19 protein-coding genes and 1 pseudogene are annotated in these 25,132 nt (G+C 31.5%); 4 read left to right on the top strand and 16 right to left on the bottom strand.

Translation table 11 applies throughout. The features are described from left to right. Window positions 1-8 precede the first annotated feature (8 nt). Together E0E45_RS14695 and E0E45_RS14700 are read left to right on the top strand one after the other, a co-directional pair. Window positions 9-851: a DMT family transporter gene (locus E0E45_RS14695; protein ID WP_130891858.1), complete on the top strand. Its 843-nt coding sequence runs from the start codon at window positions 9-11 to the stop codon at window positions 849-851. 33 nt (window positions 852-884) lie between these two features. Beyond that, complete coding sequence (locus E0E45_RS14700; protein ID WP_232044130.1) at window positions 885-1,784, top strand: MurR/RpiR family transcriptional regulator; 900 nt, start codon at window positions 885-887, stop codon at window positions 1,782-1,784. 38 nt (window positions 1,785-1,822) lie between these two features. On the opposite strand, the gene E0E45_RS14705 is transcribed toward E0E45_RS14700, so the two are convergent. The 3 genes from E0E45_RS14705 to E0E45_RS14715 form a co-directional block, all read right to left on the bottom strand. Next, the gene (locus E0E45_RS14705) at window positions 1,823-3,019 is read right to left on the bottom strand and encodes an MFS transporter (RefSeq protein WP_130891860.1); all 1,197 of its coding nucleotides are present in this window, start codon (window positions 3,017-3,019) and stop codon (window positions 1,823-1,825) included. A gap of 252 nt (window positions 3,020-3,271) precedes the next feature. After that, window positions 3,272-8,548, bottom strand: a complete 5,277-nt coding sequence (locus tag E0E45_RS14710) for an autotransporter domain-containing protein (RefSeq protein WP_130891861.1) — start codon at window positions 8,546-8,548, stop codon at window positions 3,272-3,274. Window positions 8,549-8,902: 354 nt separating this feature from the next. After that, window positions 8,903-9,172, bottom strand: coding sequence for a DNA-binding protein (locus E0E45_RS14715; RefSeq protein ID WP_130891862.1), 270 nt, complete (start codon window positions 9,170-9,172; stop codon window positions 8,903-8,905). Between the two features lie 259 nt (window positions 9,173-9,431). Here E0E45_RS14715 and E0E45_RS14720 point away from each other — a divergent pair, with 259 nt between their 5' ends. After that, entirely contained in the window at window positions 9,432-9,674 is a 243-nt protein-coding gene (locus E0E45_RS14720) for a transposase zinc-binding domain-containing protein (protein WP_130889764.1), read from the top strand. A gap of 15 nt (window positions 9,675-9,689) precedes the next feature. Next, window positions 9,690-10,640 (top strand): annotated as a pseudogene (locus tag E0E45_RS14725) (IS91 family transposase); the annotation flags it as partial. A 188-nt stretch (window positions 10,641-10,828) separates the two neighbouring features. On the opposite strand, the gene E0E45_RS14730 reads toward E0E45_RS14725, so the two are convergent. The 13 genes from E0E45_RS14730 to gyrA all read right to left on the bottom strand — a co-directional run bounded on the left by E0E45_RS14730 (window position 10,829) and on the right by gyrA (window position 25,121). After that, window positions 10,829-11,830 carry an RnfABCDGE type electron transport complex subunit B gene (locus E0E45_RS14730; protein ID WP_005951810.1) on the bottom strand — a complete coding sequence of 334 codons (1,002 nt, stop codon included), beginning with the start codon at window positions 11,828-11,830 and terminating at the stop codon, window positions 10,829-10,831. Window positions 11,831-11,847: 17 nt separating this feature from the next. Continuing rightward, a complete protein-coding gene (gene rsxA, locus E0E45_RS14735; protein ID WP_005978520.1) occupies window positions 11,848-12,432 on the bottom strand; it encodes an electron transport complex subunit RsxA in 585 nt (194 codons plus the stop codon). 3 nt (window positions 12,433-12,435) lie between these two features. Continuing rightward, window positions 12,436-13,047, bottom strand: a complete 612-nt coding sequence (gene rsxE, locus E0E45_RS14740; protein WP_008699068.1) for an electron transport complex subunit RsxE — start codon at window positions 13,045-13,047, stop codon at window positions 12,436-12,438. Next, window positions 13,047-13,580, bottom strand: coding sequence for an RnfABCDGE type electron transport complex subunit G (locus tag E0E45_RS14745; RefSeq protein WP_130891863.1), 534 nt, complete (start codon window positions 13,578-13,580; stop codon window positions 13,047-13,049). The genes rsxE and E0E45_RS14745 overlap by 1 nt, the downstream gene beginning before the upstream one ends. Further along, the gene (locus E0E45_RS14750) at window positions 13,570-14,514 is read right to left on the bottom strand and encodes an RnfABCDGE type electron transport complex subunit D (RefSeq protein ID WP_130891864.1); all 945 of its coding nucleotides are present in this window, start codon (window positions 14,512-14,514) and stop codon (window positions 13,570-13,572) included. Before E0E45_RS14750 ends, E0E45_RS14745 begins: the two co-directional genes overlap by 11 nt. Before the next feature lie 37 nt (window positions 14,515-14,551). After that, window positions 14,552-15,862 carry an electron transport complex subunit RsxC gene (rsxC, locus tag E0E45_RS14755; protein ID WP_130891865.1) on the bottom strand — a complete coding sequence of 437 codons (1,311 nt, stop codon included), beginning with the start codon at window positions 15,860-15,862 and terminating at the stop codon, window positions 14,552-14,554. Window positions 15,863-15,960: 98 nt separating this feature from the next. Further along, on the bottom strand, window positions 15,961-16,521 hold the full coding sequence (gene pth / locus E0E45_RS14760) for an aminoacyl-tRNA hydrolase (protein ID WP_130891866.1): 561 nt from the start codon (window positions 16,519-16,521) through the stop codon (window positions 15,961-15,963). 120 nt (window positions 16,522-16,641) lie between these two features. After that, window positions 16,642-17,850: an L-serine ammonia-lyase, iron-sulfur-dependent, subunit alpha gene (locus tag E0E45_RS14765; protein ID WP_130891867.1), complete on the bottom strand. Its 1,209-nt coding sequence runs from the start codon at window positions 17,848-17,850 to the stop codon at window positions 16,642-16,644. 18 nt (window positions 17,851-17,868) lie between these two features. Further along, a complete protein-coding gene (gene pheT / locus E0E45_RS14770; RefSeq protein WP_130891868.1) occupies window positions 17,869-20,256 on the bottom strand; it encodes a phenylalanine--tRNA ligase subunit beta in 2,388 nt (795 codons plus the stop codon). A 14-nt stretch (window positions 20,257-20,270) separates the two neighbouring features. Further along, window positions 20,271-21,287 (bottom strand): phenylalanine--tRNA ligase subunit alpha, encoded by a 1,017-nt coding sequence (gene pheS / locus E0E45_RS14775; protein WP_130891869.1) that lies wholly within the window; start codon window positions 21,285-21,287, stop codon window positions 20,271-20,273. Between the two features lie 49 nt (window positions 21,288-21,336). Further along, the gene (locus E0E45_RS14780) at window positions 21,337-21,795 is read right to left on the bottom strand and encodes a metallophosphoesterase (protein ID WP_130891870.1); all 459 of its coding nucleotides are present in this window, start codon (window positions 21,793-21,795) and stop codon (window positions 21,337-21,339) included. Window positions 21,796-21,815: 20 nt separating this feature from the next. After that, on the bottom strand, window positions 21,816-22,586 hold the full coding sequence (locus E0E45_RS14785) for a hypothetical protein (protein WP_130891871.1): 771 nt from the start codon (window positions 22,584-22,586) through the stop codon (window positions 21,816-21,818). A 24-nt stretch (window positions 22,587-22,610) separates the two neighbouring features. Continuing rightward, complete coding sequence (gene gyrA, locus E0E45_RS14790) at window positions 22,611-25,121, bottom strand: DNA gyrase subunit A (protein WP_130891872.1); 2,511 nt, start codon at window positions 25,119-25,121, stop codon at window positions 22,611-22,613. Between the last annotated feature and the right edge of the window lie 11 nt (window positions 25,122-25,132).

The raw sequence follows: 25,132 nt of genomic DNA on the forward strand, positions 1-25,132 counted from the left end.
GTGAATGAATGCTGTATTTAATCATAGCAGTTTTATCAAATACATTTATGACTTTCATCATAAGATTGTCAGAAAAAGAAAAAAGCAACCGTTTCAATGTAAATACCTTTAATTATCTTTTTGGTGGTATATTGGCATACTTTGTCATTCGAAGGGAAAGCGTATTCTCTTTTAGTGGAGATTACATATATACACTTCTTCTCGCTGTGGTAAATGCTGTATTATATATTGCCTGCCTCTATCTTATGCAGGTAAATATGAAAAAAAATGGAGCCCCCCTCACTACTACATATAATAGACTGGGGCTTCTTATCCCCATCCTTGTATCCGTTATCCTTTTTAAGGAATACCCTAATCAAATGCAGATAATAGGATGTATTCTGGCTATTTTTTCTATATACTACATCAACAAAAAGGATAAAACTGATGGAAATGCCAGTGTTTCTCCCTTTCTTCTTATAGCTTTATTTTTAGCTGGAGGTATGGTAGACACTTTGGCAAAAATATATGGTCACTTTGGCAGTTCATATCTGCAAGGACATTTTATTTTTTATACATTTATTTTTTCTTTTATATTCAGTATTATATTAAGCATAAAAAGCATTAAAAATCTGAGTAAAAAAGAGATACTTATTGGATTTTTTATAGGAATACCCAATCAGATTACTACTCTGGCACAACTAAAAGCTGTAGCTGTACTTCCTGCTTATCTGGTATTCCCAGCATATAGTATTTCAGTCATACTTTTAGTTAATTTTGTGAATTTTCTTTTCTTTAAAGAAAAGCTCACAATGCGTCAATATATAGGAACAGGTATCATCATTTTAGCTCTTATATGCATGAATGTCTAGAAATATTCCTTGCTTTTATCTTTAAATTATTTTATGATAAAAGAAAAGAAATGCGAGGTATTATCTATGACCGGAATTGCAAAGCTATATAGGAAGAATTATAATAATCTTACTAAAGCTGAAAAACAGATAGCAGAATACATATGTGAAAACTCTAAAAAAGTTATTATGATGACTTCACTGGAACTAGGAAAAGAACTTAATGTCAGTGATGCAACTGTATTGAGATTTTCTAAGAAAATAGGATTTTCTAAATATAATGAACTTAAAGAATATCTTGCAGAAGAATTAGAGGCAAGAAAGAGTGTCATTGATAAAATGCTGGATAACTGGAACAATGACAGAGAGGATAATAATAGTGTTAAAAAAATGATAAATGCTGATATAAAGAATATGCAGAAACTTTATATGGATCTTGATTTAGAAGAAATAGATAATGTAGTAAAACTTATGCAGACATCAAAAAAAATATTTGTCATAGGTGTAGGAAGCAGCAGAGCTGTTGCTGAAATGCTTGGGTGGCATTGCATGGTTCTCGGACTTGAAGCTGTAACTATATCTGAAGGGGGATATGGCCTATTTGAAAAAATAGCCCATGTAACAAAAGATGACTGTGTAATATTCTTCAGTGTACCAAAATATCTAAAAGATGAAGTGCAGATGATGGAGCTTCTTCATGCTAAAAAAGTTCCTTCTGTGGTTATTACAAATAATCTTTTTACTAAAATTGCATCTTATGCTTCAATATTTATCCCAGTTGAAACAGATAATACAAGTTTCTTCAACTCTTTCATACTTCATGCTGAAGTATGTAATGTTATTCTTTTAAAACTTTTTGAAGGGGATAGAAATAGATATTTTCAATATTTCAAACAAAATGAAAAGGATCAAAGTTTTCTTTATGAAGATGAGGAGCCTTCTTCTACATATTAAAATAACCCAGTTCCAAAATTATGGAGCTGGGTTATTTTTTAGTTTTTATAATTTCTATTCAGTAATTCTATTGCAATACCACTAATAGTAAATAAAAATATTCCAATTATAAAAATTATTTTGTAAGATATATAATCAATTATTATTCCTGAAATAAATATACTCATCAAAAAAAACATTTTACTTATACTTATAAAAATTCCTAAATATTTTCCAATAATATCCTCTGATATTTTTTTTTGCACAAATGTCATTAAATAAATATCAAAGCAAGATGTCTCTACTCCAAATAAAATCATTGCTATTGCATAAATAATCACATTTATACTCGAATTAAAATTAATAAATAAAGGTAATAGAAATAATATAAAGATTATTCCTAATCTATAAAATATTCCATAAAATTGTCTTACCCTAACTTCCTTTATCTGAACAGCGAACAAAGTAGCTCCCACTATCATTCCCATATAAAAAAAACTTTGAATAGTTCCATATAATCTGCTATTTAATTGAAAAATTTTATTTATTATATATGGAATTGTAACTGAAAATGACAATCCATATCCTATATTAAATATTATTCCTATAATTACAATCAATTTTAAAATATCTATATTTTCAATTTTATGTTCTTTAACTGTGTAATTTTCATTAAGTGTCTTTTTCTCAAAAACTAATAGTGTATTAATTAAAATAGCTATTATTATGCATATTATATTTAACCCTAAAATAGAATGTATTTTTAGAATAGAATATAAAAATCCTCCTATTATTGGTGATAATACTCCACAAATTGAATCAATTGCTGAAGAAATAGAATTAGCTTTTATCAACCATTCTCTAGGAAATAACTGTGGTTTTGAAGCTTTAAATGTTAAATATATTAAAAAAGAAAAAAAATTATTTAATAATATTCCTATATATATCATATAAACTGTGTTTATTTTATCCCATAAAATAAACATAGTAGTCATCAACAATAAATTACTGAAATTACTAAAAAGTATTACTTTTTTCTTTTCTTGAATCTTGTCAATAATTTTTCCCATAATTGGAGCTGATATTATTAAAGGTAAAATTGAAAAAGATATATTTGTTGCTAAAACTATTCCTTTTTCTGTTTTTTCCAAGAGGTATAGATTGGTGGAAAAATTAAAAGTTATGTTCCCTAATACTGTAATAATTAATCCTATAGAAAAAAAAATCTTATTTCTAAATATAATATTTTTCTCCATTCTACCTCCCAGATTATGTGAAGAAAATAATTTTTAGTTATATTAAAAAATATTCTTTAAATGTCATTTTTTAATATAGAATATATATTAATTAAGATATATCATTTTTTATTCTAATTGTCAATTTATTAAATAAGCAATGTTAAAAGGTAGATTTTTAACATTGGAAAAACAAAGGGCAGAAATTAATCTGCCCTTTGCTATTTTTAATTAGCTCTTTAAAATTCTTGCTTCTGCTTCATCAAATACCAATTAGAAATTATATTTAAATGACAAAGTTCCTCTATTTTCTGTTTCATGTTTTGATGAATAAAGACTGTATCCTACTTCGAAAGTTTTGTTATCTTTTTTAAACTCTACTCCTAAACTTCCAGAAAATGCTGAGCTGTCTGCCATATTTACTTTAATTTCATCTATTGCAGAGTATCCAGCTACCCCTACTTTTGTTTCTGATTTTTTATCTCCTAAAGCTCCTATGTATGCTAGATCTAATTTAGGTTTTACTGTCCATCCATTTTGATTTACTGCTTGTGTACTGATATTTACTCCCACTGGTACTAAGAATAGATCTGCATCTTCTTTTTCTGTATGGAACATTTTTCCATTTCCATTTTTAGTATCAAAACTATCTACATTTAATCTTACATAACGAAGTCCTGCATATGGCATAATATTAAAGTTATCCTTTTGAATCAGATATTCTCCTCTTACTCCTGCTGTTGCTACTTCTGTATCTACATCAGCTTTTATTCTTCCTACTATTGATGTATCTTGTTTTATTTCATTATCTCCCATTGAATATCCCAAATCTCCTATGATGTTAAAGTTTCCTTTTCTCCAGTTGCTGTATAGAGATAATCCAAAGTATTCATATTCATTCTTTGTTCTGCTTACTCCTTCATCAGATTTATTCTCTCCTAATACATAATGGAATGCTCCTCCTAAAGCTCCGTTTTCCCAAGTTTTAAAGTTGCTTCCTACGCTTATACCTTCATATCTTCCATTATATTCTGTATCTGTATTTCCTATTTTTACTCCGCTTACATCAGTGCTTCCATAAGACATCTCTGCCCATAGTCCTTCTTTTACATTAGATTCATTCTTTAATGACAAATTATTTATTGCTGTATCAGAAGTTCTTCTTACTGTATCTATTGCAGTTCTATTTACTACTCCTGCTGCTGATATTTGTACTGCACTGTTAATGGTTCTCACTGCTTCTGCTGTATCAGCTATCACTTCTTTATCCGCCGCTAATGACAGGAATCTTATTCCTTCATTTGAAGTATTAGTATTTCCCTTTGTTTCCCAAATATTATTAATCATATTTGGTACAACTACTCCTAGAAGTACATCTTGAGCTTTTTGAGCTGTTGCATTAACTATAAAATCATTTCCTTCTGTAGTTCCACTTACATTAAGCATTCTGTCACTGCTTATGATATTGTCATTAGACCATACAGAAGATGAATTCTCAGCAATATTTGTTCCAACTTCTGCTTTTGCTGTTGATACAATAGTATGAGTTCCCACTGTTGCATTTTCAAGATATAGTTTTGAAGTATCTGCTACACTTAATTTAGTGACACCAGATATTGCAGCTCCTCCATCCAAACTTCCTACATCAACTATTAATAGAGATTTATCAGCAAAATTCAATTCTCCTGCTCCTTTATAATTTCCATCATTATGACCAATTAAACTTCCATCTACATTGATACTTCCTGCATTTGTCCCACTTCCATCATTTATTGCAACAGTTCCAAGTGTTCTTAAAGTTTGATTTCCTCTAATTGCCAATGCAGCTGTAATATCATCTTTCCATTTTAGCCCTGAATTTTCAAAAGCTTTTTCTGCCCAGTCAGTATCTTTATCTCCTACTACTAATACAGAGTTTTGTCCCACTGCTATTTGACCATCTATTTCATCTTTATCAAATATTACTGCTCCTTTTGAAGCGTTCTCTATAGGGTTATTTTCTCCTTCTACCCAAGCTGGGTCAAGGAACATTTTTCCACCATCTAGTTTTAAAGTTTCAACTACTAATTTTCCTGCTGAACTGCTGTCTCCTACTGTTATTGTTGAATTTTCTCCACCTGTAAGAGTTTTAATTTCAGCATTCCCTGCTACACTTAAAGTTCCTTTATTTAAAACTTCTTTTGCTGTTAAAACAGCATCTTTATTAACTGCTACAGTTCCTGTTGTATCACTAGTTATCGTTCCAGTTACATTTTGATTTCCTGCATTTACTTCTAATGTTCCAGAACCTATTTTAACCCCAGCACTTAGTGTCTGATTAGCTCCACTGCTTAAAGCACTTCCTAAAACCAATGTTCCAGCTTCTACATTAATACTTACTTTTTCTGCTGCTGCTGCTCCATTAACTGTTACTAATTCTCCATCACCTGATCCTCCAAGTACTAGTTTTGAATCTTCCTTAATAGCTATCGACTTTTCCCCATCTTCTTTGCTCTCAAAATTTAATGTTGAAGCATTTAAATTGCTGTTTGTACTTGCAGTATCTTCTATTTCTCCTTCACTTTTATCCCCAATTACTAAAGAGCTCTTTCCTTCATCTATTTTTACAATTACATTATCTAAAAATGCACTATCTCCCAATCCAGCAGCTGTATCAATACCTATACTTCCTTGTATTTCTCCAGCAGTATTTACTAAAGTTCCAAGCATTAAAATAGACGTTTTACTTTCACTTTTAGTTTTCATCGCTTCTATTGCTGAAGTCAAATAATCTAAATTATATTTACTGTCATTTAAAGCTACACTTCCACCTTCATATACAATTGAATTATCAGTTTTTACATTTCCGCTATCTTTAACTGTTGTAGCTTCAGTATCAAGAGCATTTGTAAAGATATTTTCTGATTTAGTTTCCAGTATTCCTTTACTTGATAAAGTAAGCTTTTTACCTCCAAGATTTATAGTATCAGTTGCTAATGTTCCACCTGAAAGTGCTATATCTCCACCTACATTATTAATTTTAGTTTCTATTCTTCCTGATCCTGTAATTTCTATATCTCTATTTATATTATCCTTATTCAATTCTCCTATAGTTACTTTAGAATCTTTTCCTGTACGAAGAACATCAAAATCAGAGAATGTTCCTTTAAATTCACCCTCAAATTTTTCTTTATCATTGCCAAATGCTAAAGTAGATTTTGATTCTATTTTAGCATCATCAGATATTCCATCTGTTACAATATTTTTAATTAATCCAGATACATGATTTGCAAAAGTTGAACCATTTAAGAATGTTACAACTGTATTACCTGTTACATCTGCTGTTCCGTCATTTGCTGTAAGTCCTCCTGCATATATATTTCCTTTAATATCTCCACCAGATATTGTTATATTTGTATCTCCTTCTACATTTGCTGTAGCTGATTTTCCATCAGCAAATCCTCCACCATAGATATTTTTTTCTATAGTTCCACCAGATATATTTATGTTAGTTGTTCCAGTTACATTTGCTATACTTTTAACACTATCTTGATTACTGAATGCATATCCTCCACCTATTATATTTTCTAATAGTTCTCCATTTGTTATATTTACATTAGTTGTTCCTATTACATTACTTGTTGTTGGATAAACTTTAACACTATCTTTAAGGGCATCAACATTATAATATAAAGCTTTTCCACCACCTACTACTAATCCAAGTTTTCCACCATTGACATCTATATTTGTTGTTCCATAAACTACTGCATCATGTATAACATTATCTTCAGATTCATAATACCATCCATAATCAGTAAGACTTCCTCCTATAATTTCTGCTGTAGACATATCTCCACCATTTATAGTAATCTTTGTACTTCCATCATTATATTTTTTATTATTAACATATTTATGGTTTCCATTTTTATCTTCAATTCCTACTACAGAATATCCATTCCAGTTTGTGTTATTTCCTCCAACCACATAGTCTACAATTTTTCCATCATTAATTGTAACATCTGTTTTTCCTGTTACTGCTGTTCCTTTATTTCCTGTTCCAGAAATTATACTTCCTCCATATACTTCAGCAAGAGCAGTGTCTTTTCCATTTATAGTAACTTTAGTAGACTCTACTTTTAATTGTGAATCCACAGCCTTTTTATAATTCTGTCCACCACCATATACACGAGCTCCTATTGTATTTCCGATTTCTCCTTCTGCATCAATATTATATGTTTTTCCTGTTACATTATTTATTACAACATTTGTAGATTTTTGCTCAAGTGAAGCCCCTCCTTCAATTTTTCCCGCTCCAAAAATACGCCCAGTCCATGTATTATTTTTATTATCTTCATATCCACTAACACTTGTATTTGATACTGTGATTTTAGAATCTCCTGCTTTTAAAGTACTTCCTGCTCCAAAAGAACCTCCCCCAGCAGATATATCAGCATAAAGATCAGAATCTAAAACTTCAACTATAGTATCTCCATCAACAAGATGAGTATTTGCAGATCCTGCTTTAGAACCACCATATATCCCTATTTTACTACTTTTATTAGCTCCAGTAGGTGAAATATTTGTTACCTTATTTATAATTAATTTTATAACATTAGAAACTCCAGAATCCAATCCTCCTGCATAAATTGCTCCATTTAATTTTGGATTTCCACTACTTCCACCTATAGTTAAATTTGAATTAGTTACATTAGCCGTTCCTAATCCTCCATTTCCAGTTACTGTTTCTAAAGCTGCTCCTCCTGCATATATATTGGCATTGAAAGTTCCTCCTGTTATTTCTAAGTTAGAAGTTCCTACTGTACTTGTATTCCCAGTTCCAGCTGCCGCTCCTCCACCTATTACCAAACTATCAAAAGTTCCACCTGATATTTTAAGGTTAGTTTCTTTATCTTCAACTGATAGTCCGCTTACTGGTGTTCCATAAGTTTCTGCAAAACTTCCACCAATAACTTTATTCTTAAATGTTCCCCCAGTTATTTCTACATCTGTTCCATCTGTTTTTGCTGTTATTAGCGTCCCTTGTCCTGAGGTAGATTTTATATAGTTTCCACCAATAAGGGCTATATTAGCACTAGCTTCTCCTATTGTTCCACCATTTACAATTACTTTTGTCTTTCCATTTGTTATGTCAGCTTTAGTTCCATTAGATTTACTTCCACCTATTAAATATTGAACTTTCCCATCATTCATAATTACACTTGTATTTCCTATACTATATAAATATGCTCCTCCTTTATAATCAACTTTCTTTAGATGGTTTCCACCTATAAGTTCATCTATTGTTCCACTTTCTAAAGTAATACTTGTTTCATCAGTTGAATGATCTTCATTTTTAGTTGGATCTGTTATATAATTCCAACCACCTATAATTTTAGGGTTTCCACTAATATCATCTTCTTTATAAGATTTTTTTTGTCCTTGTGCTGCTATATCATCTGCCCCATATCCTACAGCTCCTGTAATTAAAAATGCTACTACCATCCCCAGAGTTATTTTTACCTTTCTTTTCAAAAATCTTTTCAATGATGATTCAATACTGCTTCTCTTCATATTATTTCCTCCCAGTTAAAATAACATATTTTACTCTTTCTTCAAATTTTGTGGATACTTTGAAAAGTCCCCTATAATAATTTCACATTCTATAGAATATAGGGTTCTCTTTTATGTATAAAGGCGAACAATAATCTCGTAATATAGACTATTTTAAATAAGTTTATTTTTTCAAGCTATTTATTTTTTTAAAAAATTAAACTTGAAATTATATAATTTAAAGAGTATAATTGTATAATAAAAAAGTTCGTGTTTATACATTTACACGAACAATAATTAAAATTCCGATTTAAAGATCGTTTTAAAGCAAGTAATTTTGTAATTCATTTTCACTTCCCTATAATATAATTTTTTTTACATTCTATCTCCATTAGCAAATATTAAACTTCTGCTGAATATTGAGATTCTATTACCATATTTTCTTGTTATCAGCATATTATTTTTTGCCATATAGTATATAGTGTTAGTATGCCTTCTTGTAGCTTTTGCAGCTTTTTTTACATCTGTCCATTCTCCTAACTCATTCACATAAACTTGTTGAATATGCAGTTCAAAATTATTTCCTTCTTCTAGTTTTTTGAACATATACTCTTCCATTGTTTCACTGTAACTTTTTTCTTTCATCAAATCCTCCAAAATCATTTTTCATATATTTATAAAAGTCATTTAATAAATATATTCAACCGATATTATAGTTATTTAATTCTAAAAGTCAAGTATAAAAAAGAATTTATTTGCTTAATTTAATACCATTTAACAAGGTTTCACAATTTAAATTTATCTCATATATAAAAAAAGCTGAGTAACATTTAAAAAAATGTTTTACTCAGCTCTCTTTTTTGTATAATATAGTTACCACCCTAATTATACAAAGGAGACATACATGCAAATCAAACATATTATCTCTAAAATCAATATAACAAATCTTTTAGGTAAAATCAAGAAATATTTTAAAAATGAGCATTTTGAGGATGTTAAACAGACTATTCAAAAATTCTTAGCTTGTTCTATTGATAAATCTTTTCTCTCTCTTCAATGCCCTAATTGTCATGATGCGCATAAAATTAAAGTTACTTGTAAATCTAGATTTTGTCCTTCCTGCGGTAAACGTTATTCTGCTGTTTGAACTGAAAAAACTTCCACTTCTCTTATTGATGTTAAACATAGAAGTGTCCTTTTTACTATTCCTGAAGAACTTAGAATGTTTTTCTTCTATGATAGAGATCTTTTAACTAAGCTTGCTTATGCTGTTAATGATGTTTTTAAATATCAATTTCATAACATTAAAGCAAAAAATCAAAGAATTCATAAAATTTCAAAATATTCTTCTAAATACTTTACTAACTCAGATATCATTCATTATGGATTGATTACTGTTATTCACACCTTTGGACGCGATCTTAAATGGAACCCTCATATTCATGCTATTGTTACTTTAGGTGGTTTCAATAAAAACTACCAATTTCTTGAAAAAAAATATTTTCATGTCAATTCCATTGCTGGACAATGGAAAAAAATGGTTATTGATATTGTTAAATCTGGAAATTATGACAAGCCTGAAATTAAAGCTAAAGCTTATGCTGCTGCTAACTACCTTTATCGCAAAAATACAAGATTCTTTTTCAATGTTGCAAAAAATGATTTAAATAATAATATTTATGCAATTAAATATATTGGCAGATATCTAGCAAGAGCTCCTATCGCAGAATATAAAATTATTGATTTTTATGATAATAAGGTTACTTTCTATTATGAAAGTCTTGCTGATGATAAACAAAGAATTGAGCTTACTTTAGATGCAGAAACATTTCTTTCCAAATTAATTATTCACATTCCCCCTAAACATTTCAAAATGATTAGGCGCTTTGGAATCTATTCTAGAAATATTAAATCAGAACTTAAAAACATCATGAAATTCATGAGAAAATATGTCTCTAAATATTCCAATTTTACTTTTTATCAACTTGAAATATGGAAAGCTTTTGGAGTAAATCCTTTTTATTGTTTTAAATGTAATACCAGAATGAAAGTTAAAAAAATATCTTATTTTAATATACATACAGGCTCCATTTGCTGGAAAGAATATCGCTAAATAGCTGATTAACAATCAGCTTTTTTGTGCTGTCAATTTTAATCTTATTCAATTAATATATCTAATATGAATACAAAATAATTAATATTTTTTATTTTTTCAACAAATTTATCAAATTATAATTTCCTAAGAAATAAAAAAAGACACCCAACTAATTATGAGTGTCTTTTATTATTGGTTATATACAATTAATCTCTTCTTTCAATTACATTCATTTTGATAGCTTTTAACTTACATTTATCAAAACATAATCCGCATCCTATACATTTTTCTTGATCTATTTTATGTTTAGCTTTAAGTTCTCCTTCTACAGCTCCTACTGGACAAACTTTAGCACATAGAGTACATCCAACACATTTTTCTTCTATGATTTCAGCTTTTTTAACTTCCTTTATTTCGCTTTTTATTGCGTTTGTAGGACATTTAGCAGCACATAGACCACATTGGATACATTTCTCAGGATCAATTTTAGCAAGATTATTTTCAACTGTAATAGCATCCACTGGACATGCTTTTTTACATAGTCCGCATCCTATACAAGCAGTTGAACAAGCTTTTCTTGCTGTAGCACCCTTCTCTTTAGAAGAACAAAGTACTGTAACTTTTTTATTTTGAGGAAGCATTGAGATAACTTTCTTTGGACATGCTTTTTGGCATAATCCACAAGAGATACATTTATCTTCATTTACTTCAGCAATTCCTTTATCATTTACTTTAATTGCATTTACTGGACATACTCTTTCACAGTCTCCATGTCCTAAACATGAATAAACACATGATTTATCTCCACCTGCATAAAGCATCATTGCAGCACAAGTTTGAAGTTCTCCATCAAATTCATATATTTTAGTAGTTCTTGTATTATCTCCTTGGCATAATACTTTAGCAACTATTTTTTCATCAGATACTTCTACTGTAGCTCCCATAATCTGCCCTATTCCTTCAGCTACACTAGCTCCTCCTGGGGCACATAGTGACATTCCTGCACCTTCATTTACAACTGCTGCTGCATATCCAGCACATCCAGGAAATCCACATCCTCCACAGTTTGCACCAGGAAGAATACCCATTATTTGTTCTATTTTTGGGTCCACTTCAACTTCAAATTTCTTTGAAGCAAAGGCCAAGAACAACCCCATAGCAAGACCTGTTAGTCCTAAAACCAACACAGGCATTATTACTGCGTTCATATTAACCTCCAAAATATTTATATTTGCATTCCACTAAATCCCATAAACGCCATAGCAAGAAGACCAGCTGATATAAATGCAATTGGTACTCCTTTAAATGGTGCTGGAATAGCTGAGTATTCTATTCTTTCTCTGATACCAGCAAGTAATACTAATGCTAGTGAGAATCCTACTGCAACAGAAAATCCATTTACTAATGTTTCAATAAAATTGAAACCTTCTTGTATATTGATGATTGCTACCCCTAGTACTGCACAGTTAGTTGTAATAAGAGGAAGGAATACTCCAAGAGCTTTATAAAGACTTGGTGAAGTCTTAGCAATAGCCATTTCAACGAATTGAACCAATGCTGCTATGATTAATATAAAAGCTATAGTCTGCAAATAGTCTAATCCAAATGGAGCAAGTAAAAAATGATATACAAGCCAAGTTATCCCAGAAGCCAATGTGATAACGAAAGTTACTGCCATTCCCATTCCCAATGAAGCATCTATCTTTTTAGATACTCCCATGAAAGGACAACAACCTAAGAATTTAGCAAAGATAACGTTATTTATAAATATAGAACCTACTATAATACTAAAAATACTTCCAAAAGTCACTTTCTATCCCTCCTTACTCTTTTTCATCTTTAGATAATTAAGAGTTGCTATGATACATCCAATTGTAAGGAAAGCTCCAGGTGCAAGTATAAATATAAGTGCAGGAGTGAAGCTTGCAGGAGCAAAATTGATACCGAATACAGATCCGTTACCAAGAGCCTCTCTGATAGCACCTAATACTGTAAGAGATAAAGTAAATCCAAGTCCTGTTCCTACTCCATCAACTAAAGATGCTAGTACACCATTTTTTGATGCAAAGCTTTCTGCTCTTCCCAATACTATACAGTTAACAACTATAAGAGGAATAAATAATCCCAATACTTTATAAAGATCAGGAGTATATGCCTTCATAATCATTTCAACAATTGTAACTAGTGAAGCTATGATCATGATAAATGCAGGAATTCTAACTTGATCAGGAATTAATTTCTTAAATGCAGAGATTAAAACATTTGAACAAGCAAGAACAGCTACAACAGCCAATCCCATTGACATACCATTTATTGCTGAACTTGTAACTCCAAGTGTAGGACATAGTCCCAATAGAAGTATAAATACAGGATTTCCTGTAAATATACCTTCAAAGAATATTTTTCCATAGTTATTTTTCTCCACTATTTTCTCACCTCTTTGTCATAGACTGTCAAAGCTCTCATCATTCCAGTATAAACTGCTGTTGGAGATATAGTAGCTCCTGCAAATGCATCTGTAGATTTATTGAACACATATGATGAATCTCTTCCTACCCAGATAGCCTGCCATGCTTTATCCATAACTTTAGCTCCAAGTCCTGGAGTTTCCTGACTTCCTATGATGTCCAATCCTGCAATTTTGCCATCTTTATCAATTCCTAAAACAAAGTTGATATCTGCAGCATATCCACCTTGAGCAACAGATACAACATAACCTGTAAGCTCTCCAGCTGCATTATATCCAGGTATGAATTCTAACCCTTCAGCTTTTACTGATTCTTCAGGTTTGAATGTATCAGCAGAAGATAGAACATTCTTTCTTGCTAAGTTTACAGCTGCAATTTCATTTTTTTCTATTACAGTTTTAGTTAGATCATTTACTACAGCTAGTATTCCAGCTGATACAGCTGCAATTATAAAAAGAACTGCTCCATAATGCACAAATCTATTTTTCATTAGACTTCACCTCACCAAATTTTTTAGGTGCAGTATATCTATTGATTAATGGAACAACTCCATTCATGATAAGAATAGAATAAGCTACCCCTTCTGGATATCCACCTTTCATTCTAATCAAAGATATAAGTAATCCTAATCCCAATGCAAATATTACTTTACCTTTTGGTGTATATGGACTTGTTACCATATCTGTTGCCATATAGAAAGCTCCTAAGAATAACCCTCCTGAAAGGATGTGCATTATAGGATCTCCCCCCATTGCCCAAGTAAGAATAAATACTGTACCTATTATTAAAACAGGCATTTTCCAGTCTATATGTCCTTTATATATAAGATATATTCCTCCAATAAGAAGAGCAAGAGCTGAAGTTTCTCCTAAACATCCTCCCATTCTACCTACAAAAGCTTGAACATATTGGTTTCCACCTTCTAATAAAGCTCCATCTAAAGGAAGCCCTCTTTTCATAGCATCCAATACTGTAGCTCCAGCTTTTCCATCTAAAGTGAAAGTAGTGATAGCCACTGGCCAAGATGCTTGAACAAATGCTCTACCTACTAATGCAGGGTTAAATATGTTATGTCCAAGTCCTCCAAATACCATTTTACCAAGAGCAATAGAAACTATTGACCCAATAATTACATAAATAAGAGACATATTAACTGGTATAACAAAAGAAAATAGAATACCTGTAAGAATTGCACTTCCGTCAAATACAGATATATCCTGATTCATTATTTTTTGACAAACAAACTCTGTAACAATACATGATAATATAGCAACTGAAGTAACTATAAATGCTCTTATTCCAAAAACATATACAGCAACTAAAAATGCTGGTATTAAAGATATTATTACATCATACATTACTTTTTCAACTGTTTCTGATGTTCTTATATGAGGTGATGGCCCCATCTTCAAAATATTAGTCACTTGTACCCTCCTAATAACTTAATAACTTTACTGTATGTTATTTTTTCATTGCTCTTAATTTTGATTTACCTATTTTAATAGCTTCTGTCAATGGTCTGTTAGCAGGACATATATAAGCACATGATCCACACTCAATACAATCCATCAGGTTGTATTTTCCAATTTCTTCCCACTGTTCAAAAGCAGCAAGTCTTGCAAACATGATAGGTTCCAGAAGCATTGGACATGCTCCTATACATTTTCCACATCCTATACAAGCTTTTGGTTTATAAGGATTTGTCTCCTCTTTAGTAAGAGCTAACAATCCAGAAGTTCCTTTAATTACTGGAGCTTCTTCTGAGAATTGAGCCATTCCCATCATTGGTCCACCCATTACTAATTTATCCATTACCTCTCTGTTTACTCCACATTGGTCAAGTATATAAGAAAATGGTGTTCCAATAGCTATTTTTATATTTTTAGGATTTGCTATTGCTTTTCCTGAAACTGTAACTACTTTTTCAATTAGAGGAGTACCATTTACTAATCCTTCATATATAGCAGCGGCAGTTCCTGTATTTTGAACTACTACTCCTACTGCTGATGGAAGTTTACCAGATGGAACCTCTCTATCTAAAACAGCTTTAATTAATTGTTTTTCTCCTCCTTGAGGATATTTTGTCTTTAGAGGAGCTATCTCTATTCCAGTTCCTTCAGCAGCTTTTTTCATAGAAGCTATTGCTTCAGGTTTATTTTCTTCAATACCTATGATAGCAGTTTCTACTCCTAAAACTTTTTTGATGATTTTAATACCTTCAATTATAGTTTCTGGATGTTCAAGCATAAGTCTGTTGTCTGAATTAAGGTAAGGTTCACACTCTGCTCCATTTAATAGTAAAGTATCAATCTTTACATCTGCAGGTGGATTAAGTTTTACATGAGTAGGGAAACTTGCCCCTCCAATACCTACAATTCCTTTTTCTCTAATCATTGCTAATAAATCTTTCTTGTCAGCAGTTTCCCAATTTTCTATCTTAGTTAATTCTGCCCAAGTTTCTTCCCCATCATTTTCAATCATGATAGTCTTAATTCTTCCCATTAATGGAAATACATGTTCTTCAATTTTTTTAACTGTACCACTTACTGGTGAGTGTATAGGAGATGTTAAAAATGCTTGAGAGTCAGCTATTTTCTGACCTTTAAGTACTTTATCTCCAATAGCTACGATTGGATCTAGTGGTGATCCTATATGTTGTAACAAAGATATATACAACATTTTTGGTGCTGCTAGTTTTTCTACTGGCATATTTTCTGTCTGTAGTTTATTTTCAGGCGGATGCACTCCACCTCTGAAACCAAAAAATCTCATATGAATCTCCTTTCATAAAGTTAATTTCTACTAATCAGTTTACCACATTTATATCTATTTAACAATATGTTTTCGTTATTTTTTTCTAGTGTAAGTCATTACTTTTTGTTATATTTCTGCATTATTCTGCCCAATTCAATATCTCTTATTAAATCTAAAGCACAATCAGAAGCATTCTCCAACATTTTATCAACAATTTCTTGTTCACTTTTATCAAACTGACCTAGGACAAAATCAATAGTGTCATCTTTACTCTTTCCTATGCCACATTTAATACGTAAAAACTCATCACCTAAATGAGAAATAATAGATTTTATTCCATTATGCCCTCCTGAACTTCCCTTCTCTTTTACTCTCAATTTTCCTACTGGAAGGTCCATATCATCATAGATTACTATCATATCATTTTTAGCATCTATTTTATAAAAATTTACAACAGCAGCTATCGAATTTCCACTGAGATTCATAAATGTCTGAGGTTTTAAAAATAAAACCTTTTCTCCATCTATATTTTTCTCACTTAAAAGACCTTGAAATTTATCCTTTTCTCCTATTATATTCAAGTCTTTCTGCAATTTATTGATAACTTCAAAACCTATATTATGTCTTGTCTTGGCATATTTATCTCCCGGATTACCAAGGCCTACAACTAGTTTCATACCTTATTCCTTCCTTTTTTCTGTACTTTTACTCCATATTATATAAAAAGTTTAAGAGGCGGCTCAAAAAACTCTGTGATTTTCTGAAACTGCCTCTTGATATATTCTTATAAATTTATTTTAACATTCAGCATTAAATCTGAATTTTGCAAGTCCTCCCAAAGAAGTTTCTTTATATTCACTCTTCAAGTCTTTTCCTGTTTCTCCCATAGTTATAACCACTTGGTCAAAAGAAATTGTATGTTTTCCATCAGTATAAAGACTGTATGCTGCTGAGTCCAATGCTCTAGCAGAAGCTGCTGCATTTCTCTCTATACAAGGAATCTGTACATATCCACCTACTGGGTCACAAGTAAGTCCCAAATGATGTTCCAATGCCATTTCTGAAGCATATTCTATCTGATCCAGTGATCCTCCTAAAAGGAAACATGCCATACCTGCTGCCATTGCACATGCAGTTCCTACCTCAGCCTGACATCCACCTTCAGCTCCTGATATAGTAGCATTTTCTTTTACTATATTTCCTATAAGACCAGCTATTGCCAATCCTTTGAGAAGTTCTTTTTCAGATATCTCATACTCTTCTTTAAGCGCATATAAAAGTCCTGGAATGATTCCAGAAGCTCCACATGTTGGGGCAGTTACTACCCTTCCACCAGCTCCATTTTCTTCAGATACTGCCAATGTATAAGCGAATATTCTTCCAAGGAATCCTCCTCTTCCATGATTATTTCTTGCTTTTCTATAGAACCCTTGGGCTCTTCTAGATAATTTCAAAGTTCCTGGAAGTACCCCTGTTTTTTCTATTCCTCTTTCAACAGCTGCCTCCATTGCTTCCCATATCTCTTTAAGGAAGTCAAATATCTCTTCTCCCTCATGTTCTACAACATATTCCCAGTATTCTTTTTTTCCTTCTTCACACCATTTTTTGATGTCATCCATCTTTGAAAATGGATAGATTTTTGAAGGTCCTCTTCTTTCTTGCCCTAATTCCATGATAGTTCCTCCCCCCACTGAGAAGACTACCCATTCATCTGCTACATTTCCACTATTGTCTAAAGCCTTGAATTTCATCCCATTAGTATGATAGTCATATACTACTTCTGGCATCCATACAATTTCAGTTTCAGCTGGTTTTAAAGTTTCTTTTATTATCCAATCAGTAAGGTGTCCCTTTCCTGTCAGTGCTAGAGATCCATACAGCTCCACTATATATCTTGCTGCCTCTGGTGTTCTCTCTTTAAACTTTTTAGCTGCTCTTTCTGGCCCAATTGTATGTGAGCTTGAAGGCCCATTTCCTATCTTGAATAACTCTTTTAAGGAATCCATCTTAACCCTCCTAAATATTTATTGTCTTATCTCTCCATTGTAATTTTTAGAGATAGTGTTTAACACTTTTTCAATAACATTATTTATTTCTTTTTCAGTAAGAGTTTTTTTCTTGTCTCTAAGTACTATACTGATAGCTGCCGATTTTTTATCTGCATCTATTTTTTCTCCTTCATAGATATCAAATATATCTATTTTTTCTATTAGAGGAGAAACTTTTTTCAGGTCATCTATCATATTTCCTACAAGTACATTTTTATCAAGTACGATGGCCAAATCTCTAGTTACCTCTGGATATTTTACTACTCTTTCATATTTTACAACATTTTTCATATATTTTAATGCTCTTGTTAAATCTATGTCAGCAACATAAACTCTTTCTCTTTTTATATCCATAGCCTCTTGAACGTCTGGATGTATCTCTCCAAAAGTTCCAATGATATCATTTCCTATTCTAATGTCAGCACTTCTTCCAGGATGGAATATCTCTTTAGTGCTTCTTTCAAGCTTGTATCTACTGATACCTGTATATTCAAGAAGTTTTTCTACATATCCTTTTATAGTATAGAAGTTATATGCTTCTGGTTTTGGATTCCATAGAGTTCTTTCTGGTTTTCCTGATATTGCAATACAGATTCTCAAATCTTCTTTTGCCAATTCTTCAGCTGGTGTAAATACTTTTGATACCTCATAGAATCTCAAATTAAACTGATTTCTATTTATGTTATCTCTTATATTTGCAAGAAGACTATATACTAAAGTAGGTCTTACTATAGACATATCTTCACTTAAAGGATTGCTAATTTCTATTGCTTTATCTTTTATATGAAGAATATCTAAAGCTTCCTTAGGAATAAATGTATAATTTATAACTTCATGTAATCCTATCTCTTTAAGTATCTCTTTCAGATTATCAGCAACTGATATTTTTACATCTTTCAATCCAGACTCAATATTTTCTACTGGCATTACAGCTTCTATATTTTCAAATCCATACATTCTTATTACTTCTTCATATAGATCTTCTGGTCTAGTCAAGTCCTGTCTATAAGCAGGAGGTGTTACTACAAGAGTGTCCTGAGATAAAGTTTTAATTCCAAGTCCTAAATTTGTAAGAATTTTTCCCACTTGGTCAAATTCTAATTTTTTACCTATAAAGTTATTAAGTTTATTAAGATTTAAAGGTATTTCAAATTTTGTAGGTTTTTCCATATATTTATCTATTACTTCATCTAAAACTTCTCCAGAAGCAACCTCTGCCATTAAAGCAGCAGCTCTGTCTATAACTTCATTAATATTTTCAATATCAACGCCTCTTTCGTTTCTATATCCAGAGTCAGTTACAATTCCAAGTCTTTTTGCTGATTTTCTAATATTTTCAGGAGTAAAATATGCTACTTCTAAAAATATGTTCTTAGTTTCAGGTTCAATCTGAGTAGCTTGTCCCCCAATAATACCAGCAATAGCTATTGGTTTTACCTCATCTGCTATTACAAGTTCTCCATTATTAAGTTCTCTGTCTACTCCATCTAAAGTAGTTATTTTTTCTCCAATTTCTGCAGCTCTTATTACTACAGTTTGGTTCTCTAATTTATCTAAATCAAAAGCATGCATAGGTTGATTATATTCAAACATTACAAAGTTTGTAACATCAACTATATTGTTGATAGGTTTTAATCCCATTGCTCTTATTCTCTTTTTAAGCCATTCAGGTGACTCAGCAATAGTTACATTCTTTATAACTCTTCCCATGTATCTTTTGCATCTTTCTTTATCTTCTACTCTTACCTTTGCATAGTTATTCGTAGATTCTATAACTTCATTCAAAGCATAAGATGGATATTTTACTTTTCTTCCATAATAAGCAGCTACTTCTCTGGCTATTCCTATATGAGAAAGACAGTCAGGTCTGTTTGGAGTTATTTCAAGTTCAAATATAACATCATCCATTCCTGCATATTTTCTATATTCTTCACCTATTGGAGCATCTTCAGGAAGAATTATTATTCCATCCTTATCTTCTCCTATCCCTAACTCAACTTGTGAGCAAAGCATACCACAAGATTCAACATCTCTTATTTTGCTTTTTTTGATTTTAAAATCTCCAGGAAGTACAGCTCCAATTTTAGCTACTACTACCTTATCTCCTAATTTATGGTTTGGAGCTCCACATATTATCTGCAGCTTTTCTTCCTCTCCAATATCCACTTTCAAAAGAGTAAGTTTATCTGAATTTGGATGTTTTCCATATTCAATGATCTGCCCTATAACTACATTGTTAAGGTCTTTACCTTGAACATCTATAGCTTCTACTTCCTGACCAATCATAGTCAGTGCATTTTCCAGCTGATTTATATCTTCTTTTATGTCTACATACTGTTTCAACCAGTCTAAAGAAATTAACATTGTTCCCTCCAGAATTATTTAAATTGTTTTAAGAATCTTATATCATTTTCGAAAAATGCTCTAAGATCATCTATTCCATGTCTCAGCATAGTTACTCTCTCTATTCCAACTCCAAAAGCAAATCCACTTACTTCATTAGGATCATAACCTACTGCCTTCAATACCTCTGGGTCTACCATTCCGCATCCCATTATTTCCAGCCATCCACTGTCTTTACATACTCTGCATCCTTTACCTTTACATACAGCACATTGTACGTCCATCTCAGCACTTGGTTCTGTAAATGGGAAAAAGTGAGGTCTAAATCTTACTTCTGTTTCACCAAAAACTTTTTTAACAAAATGAGTCAATATTCCTTTAAGATTAGCGAAAGAAATATTTTCACCTATCATCAATCCTTCCATTTGGTGGAACATTGGTGTATGAGATACATCATAGTCAGGTCTGTAAACTTTACCAGGACATATCATTCTGAAAGGTGGTTTATGTTCAAGCATATATCTTACTTGTACTGGTGATGTCTGTGTTCTCAATACTACATTATCTGAAATATAGAAAGTATCTGTTATATCTCTTGATGGGTGTGTTTCTGGAATATTCAAAGCATCAAAGTTATACTCAACTTTTTCTATTTCTGGTCCATCTGCAACATCAAATCCCATTTCAATGAATATATCTTTCATAAAATTCATTGTTTCTGTGATAGGATGGCTTGTTCCAAGTTCAATATCTTCTCCTGGAAGAGTGATATCCACGATTTCCTGTTCCAGTCTTGCTCTCTTTTCTTTTTCTTTTAACTGATTGTTCTTCTCATCCAGCATTTGACTGATAAATTCTCTAGTTTCATTTACTAATTGCCCAATAACTGGTCTTTCCTCTGGAGAAAGAGTTTTCATTCCTTTTGAAATCTCTGTTAGTTCCCCTTTTTTTCCTAGCAGGCTGACTCTTATTTCTTCCAGTTCCTGTAAAGAAGCAGCGCTCTCTATGCTAGATTGTGCTTGTTCCTTTAATTGTGCTACCTTTTCCTTCATTTTTCCTCCCTATGTCAAAGGCTAAAAATCTTCTATATATCTAATTATTTTAAATTCTTTTTAGAAGAAAATCAATACTTTCTTTATTTATTTTTATTATTCCATAATCGTTTCCCAGTACAGCCCCTGGATTGAATAGGGTTATACCTTTCTTTTTTTCAAGATATGGTCTATGTGTATGACCAAATATAACCACATCACAGCCCAATTCTCTTCCTCTTTTTTCTATTGTTTCATATTCAAGCTTTACCCTGTAATGATGACCATGAGCTAGGAAGATTTTATATCCCCCTAGCTCAAGAACCATCTCATCACTTCTCTGCATATCATAATAATCGCAGTTACCTTTAACTATATGGTAGGTATTTTCTGGAAAGACATAGGAAAGCTCCTCTGCATCATCACTGAAATCCCCAGCACATATTACCATGTCAGGTTTTTCTCTTTCATATACAGAAATCAACTTTTCCAGTTTTCCATGTGAATCTGATATAACTAATATTTTCATGATCTATTCCTATCTAAAAACTATCCTATAAATATAGGTGTTTTACTCTTTTCTAATAATTTTATACCATTTTTTCCAATTATCTTTTCAAAGAAATAACTTCTGCTCAGATTTCCCATTACAAAGAAATCATATCCATTTATCTTTTCAAGAACTTCATCATAATCTGCTGTATTAAGCACTTCATGTTTTATAGTTTTTCCTTTTCCTTCAAGATAACCTATAAGATGATTTTCTTCAATCTCTTTATTGATTACAAATGAAGTAAATTCCTTAACTTCTGGGAAGAGATTAGTAAACTGGTAACAGCTTCTATTAATTTTTACTCCATCATCATTAGCTATAATTACCTTATCCATTTTTTTCAAAGGTTTTTCTCCTATAAAAATTATAGATTTATAATTTCCTTTCAAAATGCTCACTATTCTTTCAGTAATAGCTTCATTTTTTCCAATAAGAAGTGTATCACAGCTTTTCATTCTGTCTGTAACTATCTCAGGAACAAGACCAATATCTACTTCAAGTTCAGATTCAATTCCTTTTAATTTAAGAACTTTTTCAATATCTTCTATCTCCTGTTTCTCCATATCAGCCCAGCCTTGCATTATAAAAGGTGATCTTCCACTCATCATCATTCCATCAGTAGAAGCAGCTATTATTTTGTCTCTAGACATATCTTTGATGTAAAGAGGCATTATTTTAAAGCCTAAACTGTTTTGTAAATAAACTGCACTTTCAATAAGATTATCTCTTTCCATTTCATTTCCAAATAATAGTAAAGCTTTTCTCATATATACCACCCCATTTTTAAAATATTAGTCTTCCTTTGTTTCTACTACTTCTGCTTCTTCTATGTTATCTTCTGCTTCTACAGAACTAGATTCTGATATTTCATCTATTTCTTCCTCTTCAGATTGTACTCTAGTTATTGATACTACTTTTTCAGTTCCATCAACTTTCATTATAATTACACCTTGAGTAGCTCTTCCATAAAGTGCAATTGTATCAAGAGGCATTCTAATAACTATACCAGATGAAGTAATAGCCATTAATTCTTCTCCTTCTGTTACTGGAAGTACTGATACAACTGCTCCTGTTTTAGCATTGCATCTTATATTAATTACTCCCTTACCTGATCTTGCCTGTAATGGATATTCATCTATTCTTGTTCTTTTTCCATATCCATTTTCTGTTACTGTAAGAATGCTTCCTTCTTCATCTTTGATTAGAAGTGCTGATACAATTGAATCTCCAGGTCTCAGAGTTATTGATTTAACTCCCATAGTATCTCTTCCTGTAGGTCTTACATTATCACTGTTGAATCTAATAGAATATCCTTGTTTTGTAGCAATAAATACTTGTTCTTGATCAATCTTCTCTATTAGTCCTACATATATTATATCATCATCTTCTTTTAATTTGATAGCTTTTAATCCAGAATTATTAATATTTTTAAATTCATTTAGATTAGTCTTCTTAATCAATCCTTCTTTAGTAACAAATACAACTTCATTCTCCTTAGAGAAATCTCTTGTTTTGATGACAGCTCTTATCTTTTCATCTTCTCTTGTTCTGATAATATTGCTCATAAGTTTTCCTCTTGACTGTTTAGATGTCTCTGGAATCTCATAAACTTTTATATTAAATACTCTTCCTTGATTTGTAAATATCATAAGAGTATCTAAGTTTGAAGCTGATTCTATACTTTCAACAAAATCATCCTCTATAGTATTTTGGCTTGCTACTCCCTTTCCACCTCTTTTTTGAGCTTTGTATTTACTTACTTCCATTCTCTTTACATATCCTTTATTTGTAAGAGTAAGTATCACATTTTCATCTTTTATAAGGTCTTCTGGAAGTATTTCCATTCTTTCATTTTCAATAAGAGTTCTTCTTTTATCATTGTATTTTTCTTTTAAATAAAGAAGTTCTTCTTTTATGATTTCATATATCTTAGAATCATCAGAAAGAATTTCTCTTAATTCAGCTATGTATTTTTCAATTTCAGCATATTCAGCATCAATCTTTCCTCTTTCCAAACCTGTAAGTCTTTGCAGCTTCATATCCAGTATAGCTCTAGCTTGAACATCTGAGAAAGCATATTTTTCTATTAAAAGTTCTCTTGCTTGGTTTCCATCTGATGATCCTCTGATAATTTCGATTATTCTATCAATATTATCAAGAGCTATTCTATAACCTTGCAATATATGAGCTCTTTTTTCAGCTTTATCCAAATCAAATCTAGTTCTTCTTGTTACTACTTCAAATCTATGTTTAATATATTCATGAAGTATCTCTTTAAGGTTAAGGACTCTTGGTGCATTATTTACAAGAGCAAGCATAATTATACCAAATGTATTTTGAAGTTCTGTATATTTGTATAGCTTATTCAATATAAGCTCTGGTTCCTCACCCTTTTTAACTTCTATAACTACTCTGATTCCATGTCTGTCAGACTCATCTCTTAAATCTGTTATTCCAGTTACTCTTTTATCTTTTACAAGGTCAGCTATTCTTTCTATAAGAGTAGCTTTATTCAATTGATATGGAATTTCTCTGATAATAATAGAAGCTTTTCCATTCTTTTGTTCTTCTATTTCTACCTTACCCCTTACTCTTACTTTACCTCTTCCAGTCATATAGGCATCTCTGATACCTTTTTGACCATCAATTATCCCTCCAGTAGGGAAGTCTGGTCCTTTTATATACTCCATTAAATCTAAAGGAGTGAGTTCTGGATTATCTATAAGAGCAAGTATTCCATCTACAAGTTCTCCAAGGTTGTGAGGAGGAATATTTGTAGCCATTCCTACTGCGATTCCTGTTGCTCCATTAAGAAGTAAGTTTGGTAATTTTGCTGGAAGCACTGTTGGTTCATCTAATGAATCGTCAAAGTTCTTTCTGAAATCAATAGTATTCTTATCAATATCATCCATAAGTTCATTACTGATTCTAGCCATCCTTGCTTCTGTATATCTCATGGCTGCTGCTGAGTCCCCATCTATTGATCCAAAGTTTCCATGCCCATCTACAAGTAAATATCTGTAGTTAAAGTCCTGAGCCATTCTTACCATTGTTCCATATACTGCTGAGTCTCCATGTGGATGGTATTTACCTAGAACTTCCCCAACAATTCTGGCAGATTTTTTATATGCTTTATCATAAGTCATTCCAAGTTCGCTCATGGCAAAAAGTATTCTTCTGTGAACTGGTTTCATTCCATCTCTTACATCTGGAAGTGCCCTGCTGACAATTACACTCATGGAATAATCGAGATATGATTCTTTCATCTCGTCTTCTATATATCTATTATTAACATTTGACATTATTAATCCTC

Origin of the sequence: Fusobacterium ulcerans ATCC 49185 (assembly GCF_900683735.1) — a bacterium.
Classification (GTDB): domain Bacteria; phylum Fusobacteriota; class Fusobacteriia; order Fusobacteriales; family Fusobacteriaceae; genus Fusobacterium_A; species Fusobacterium_A ulcerans_A.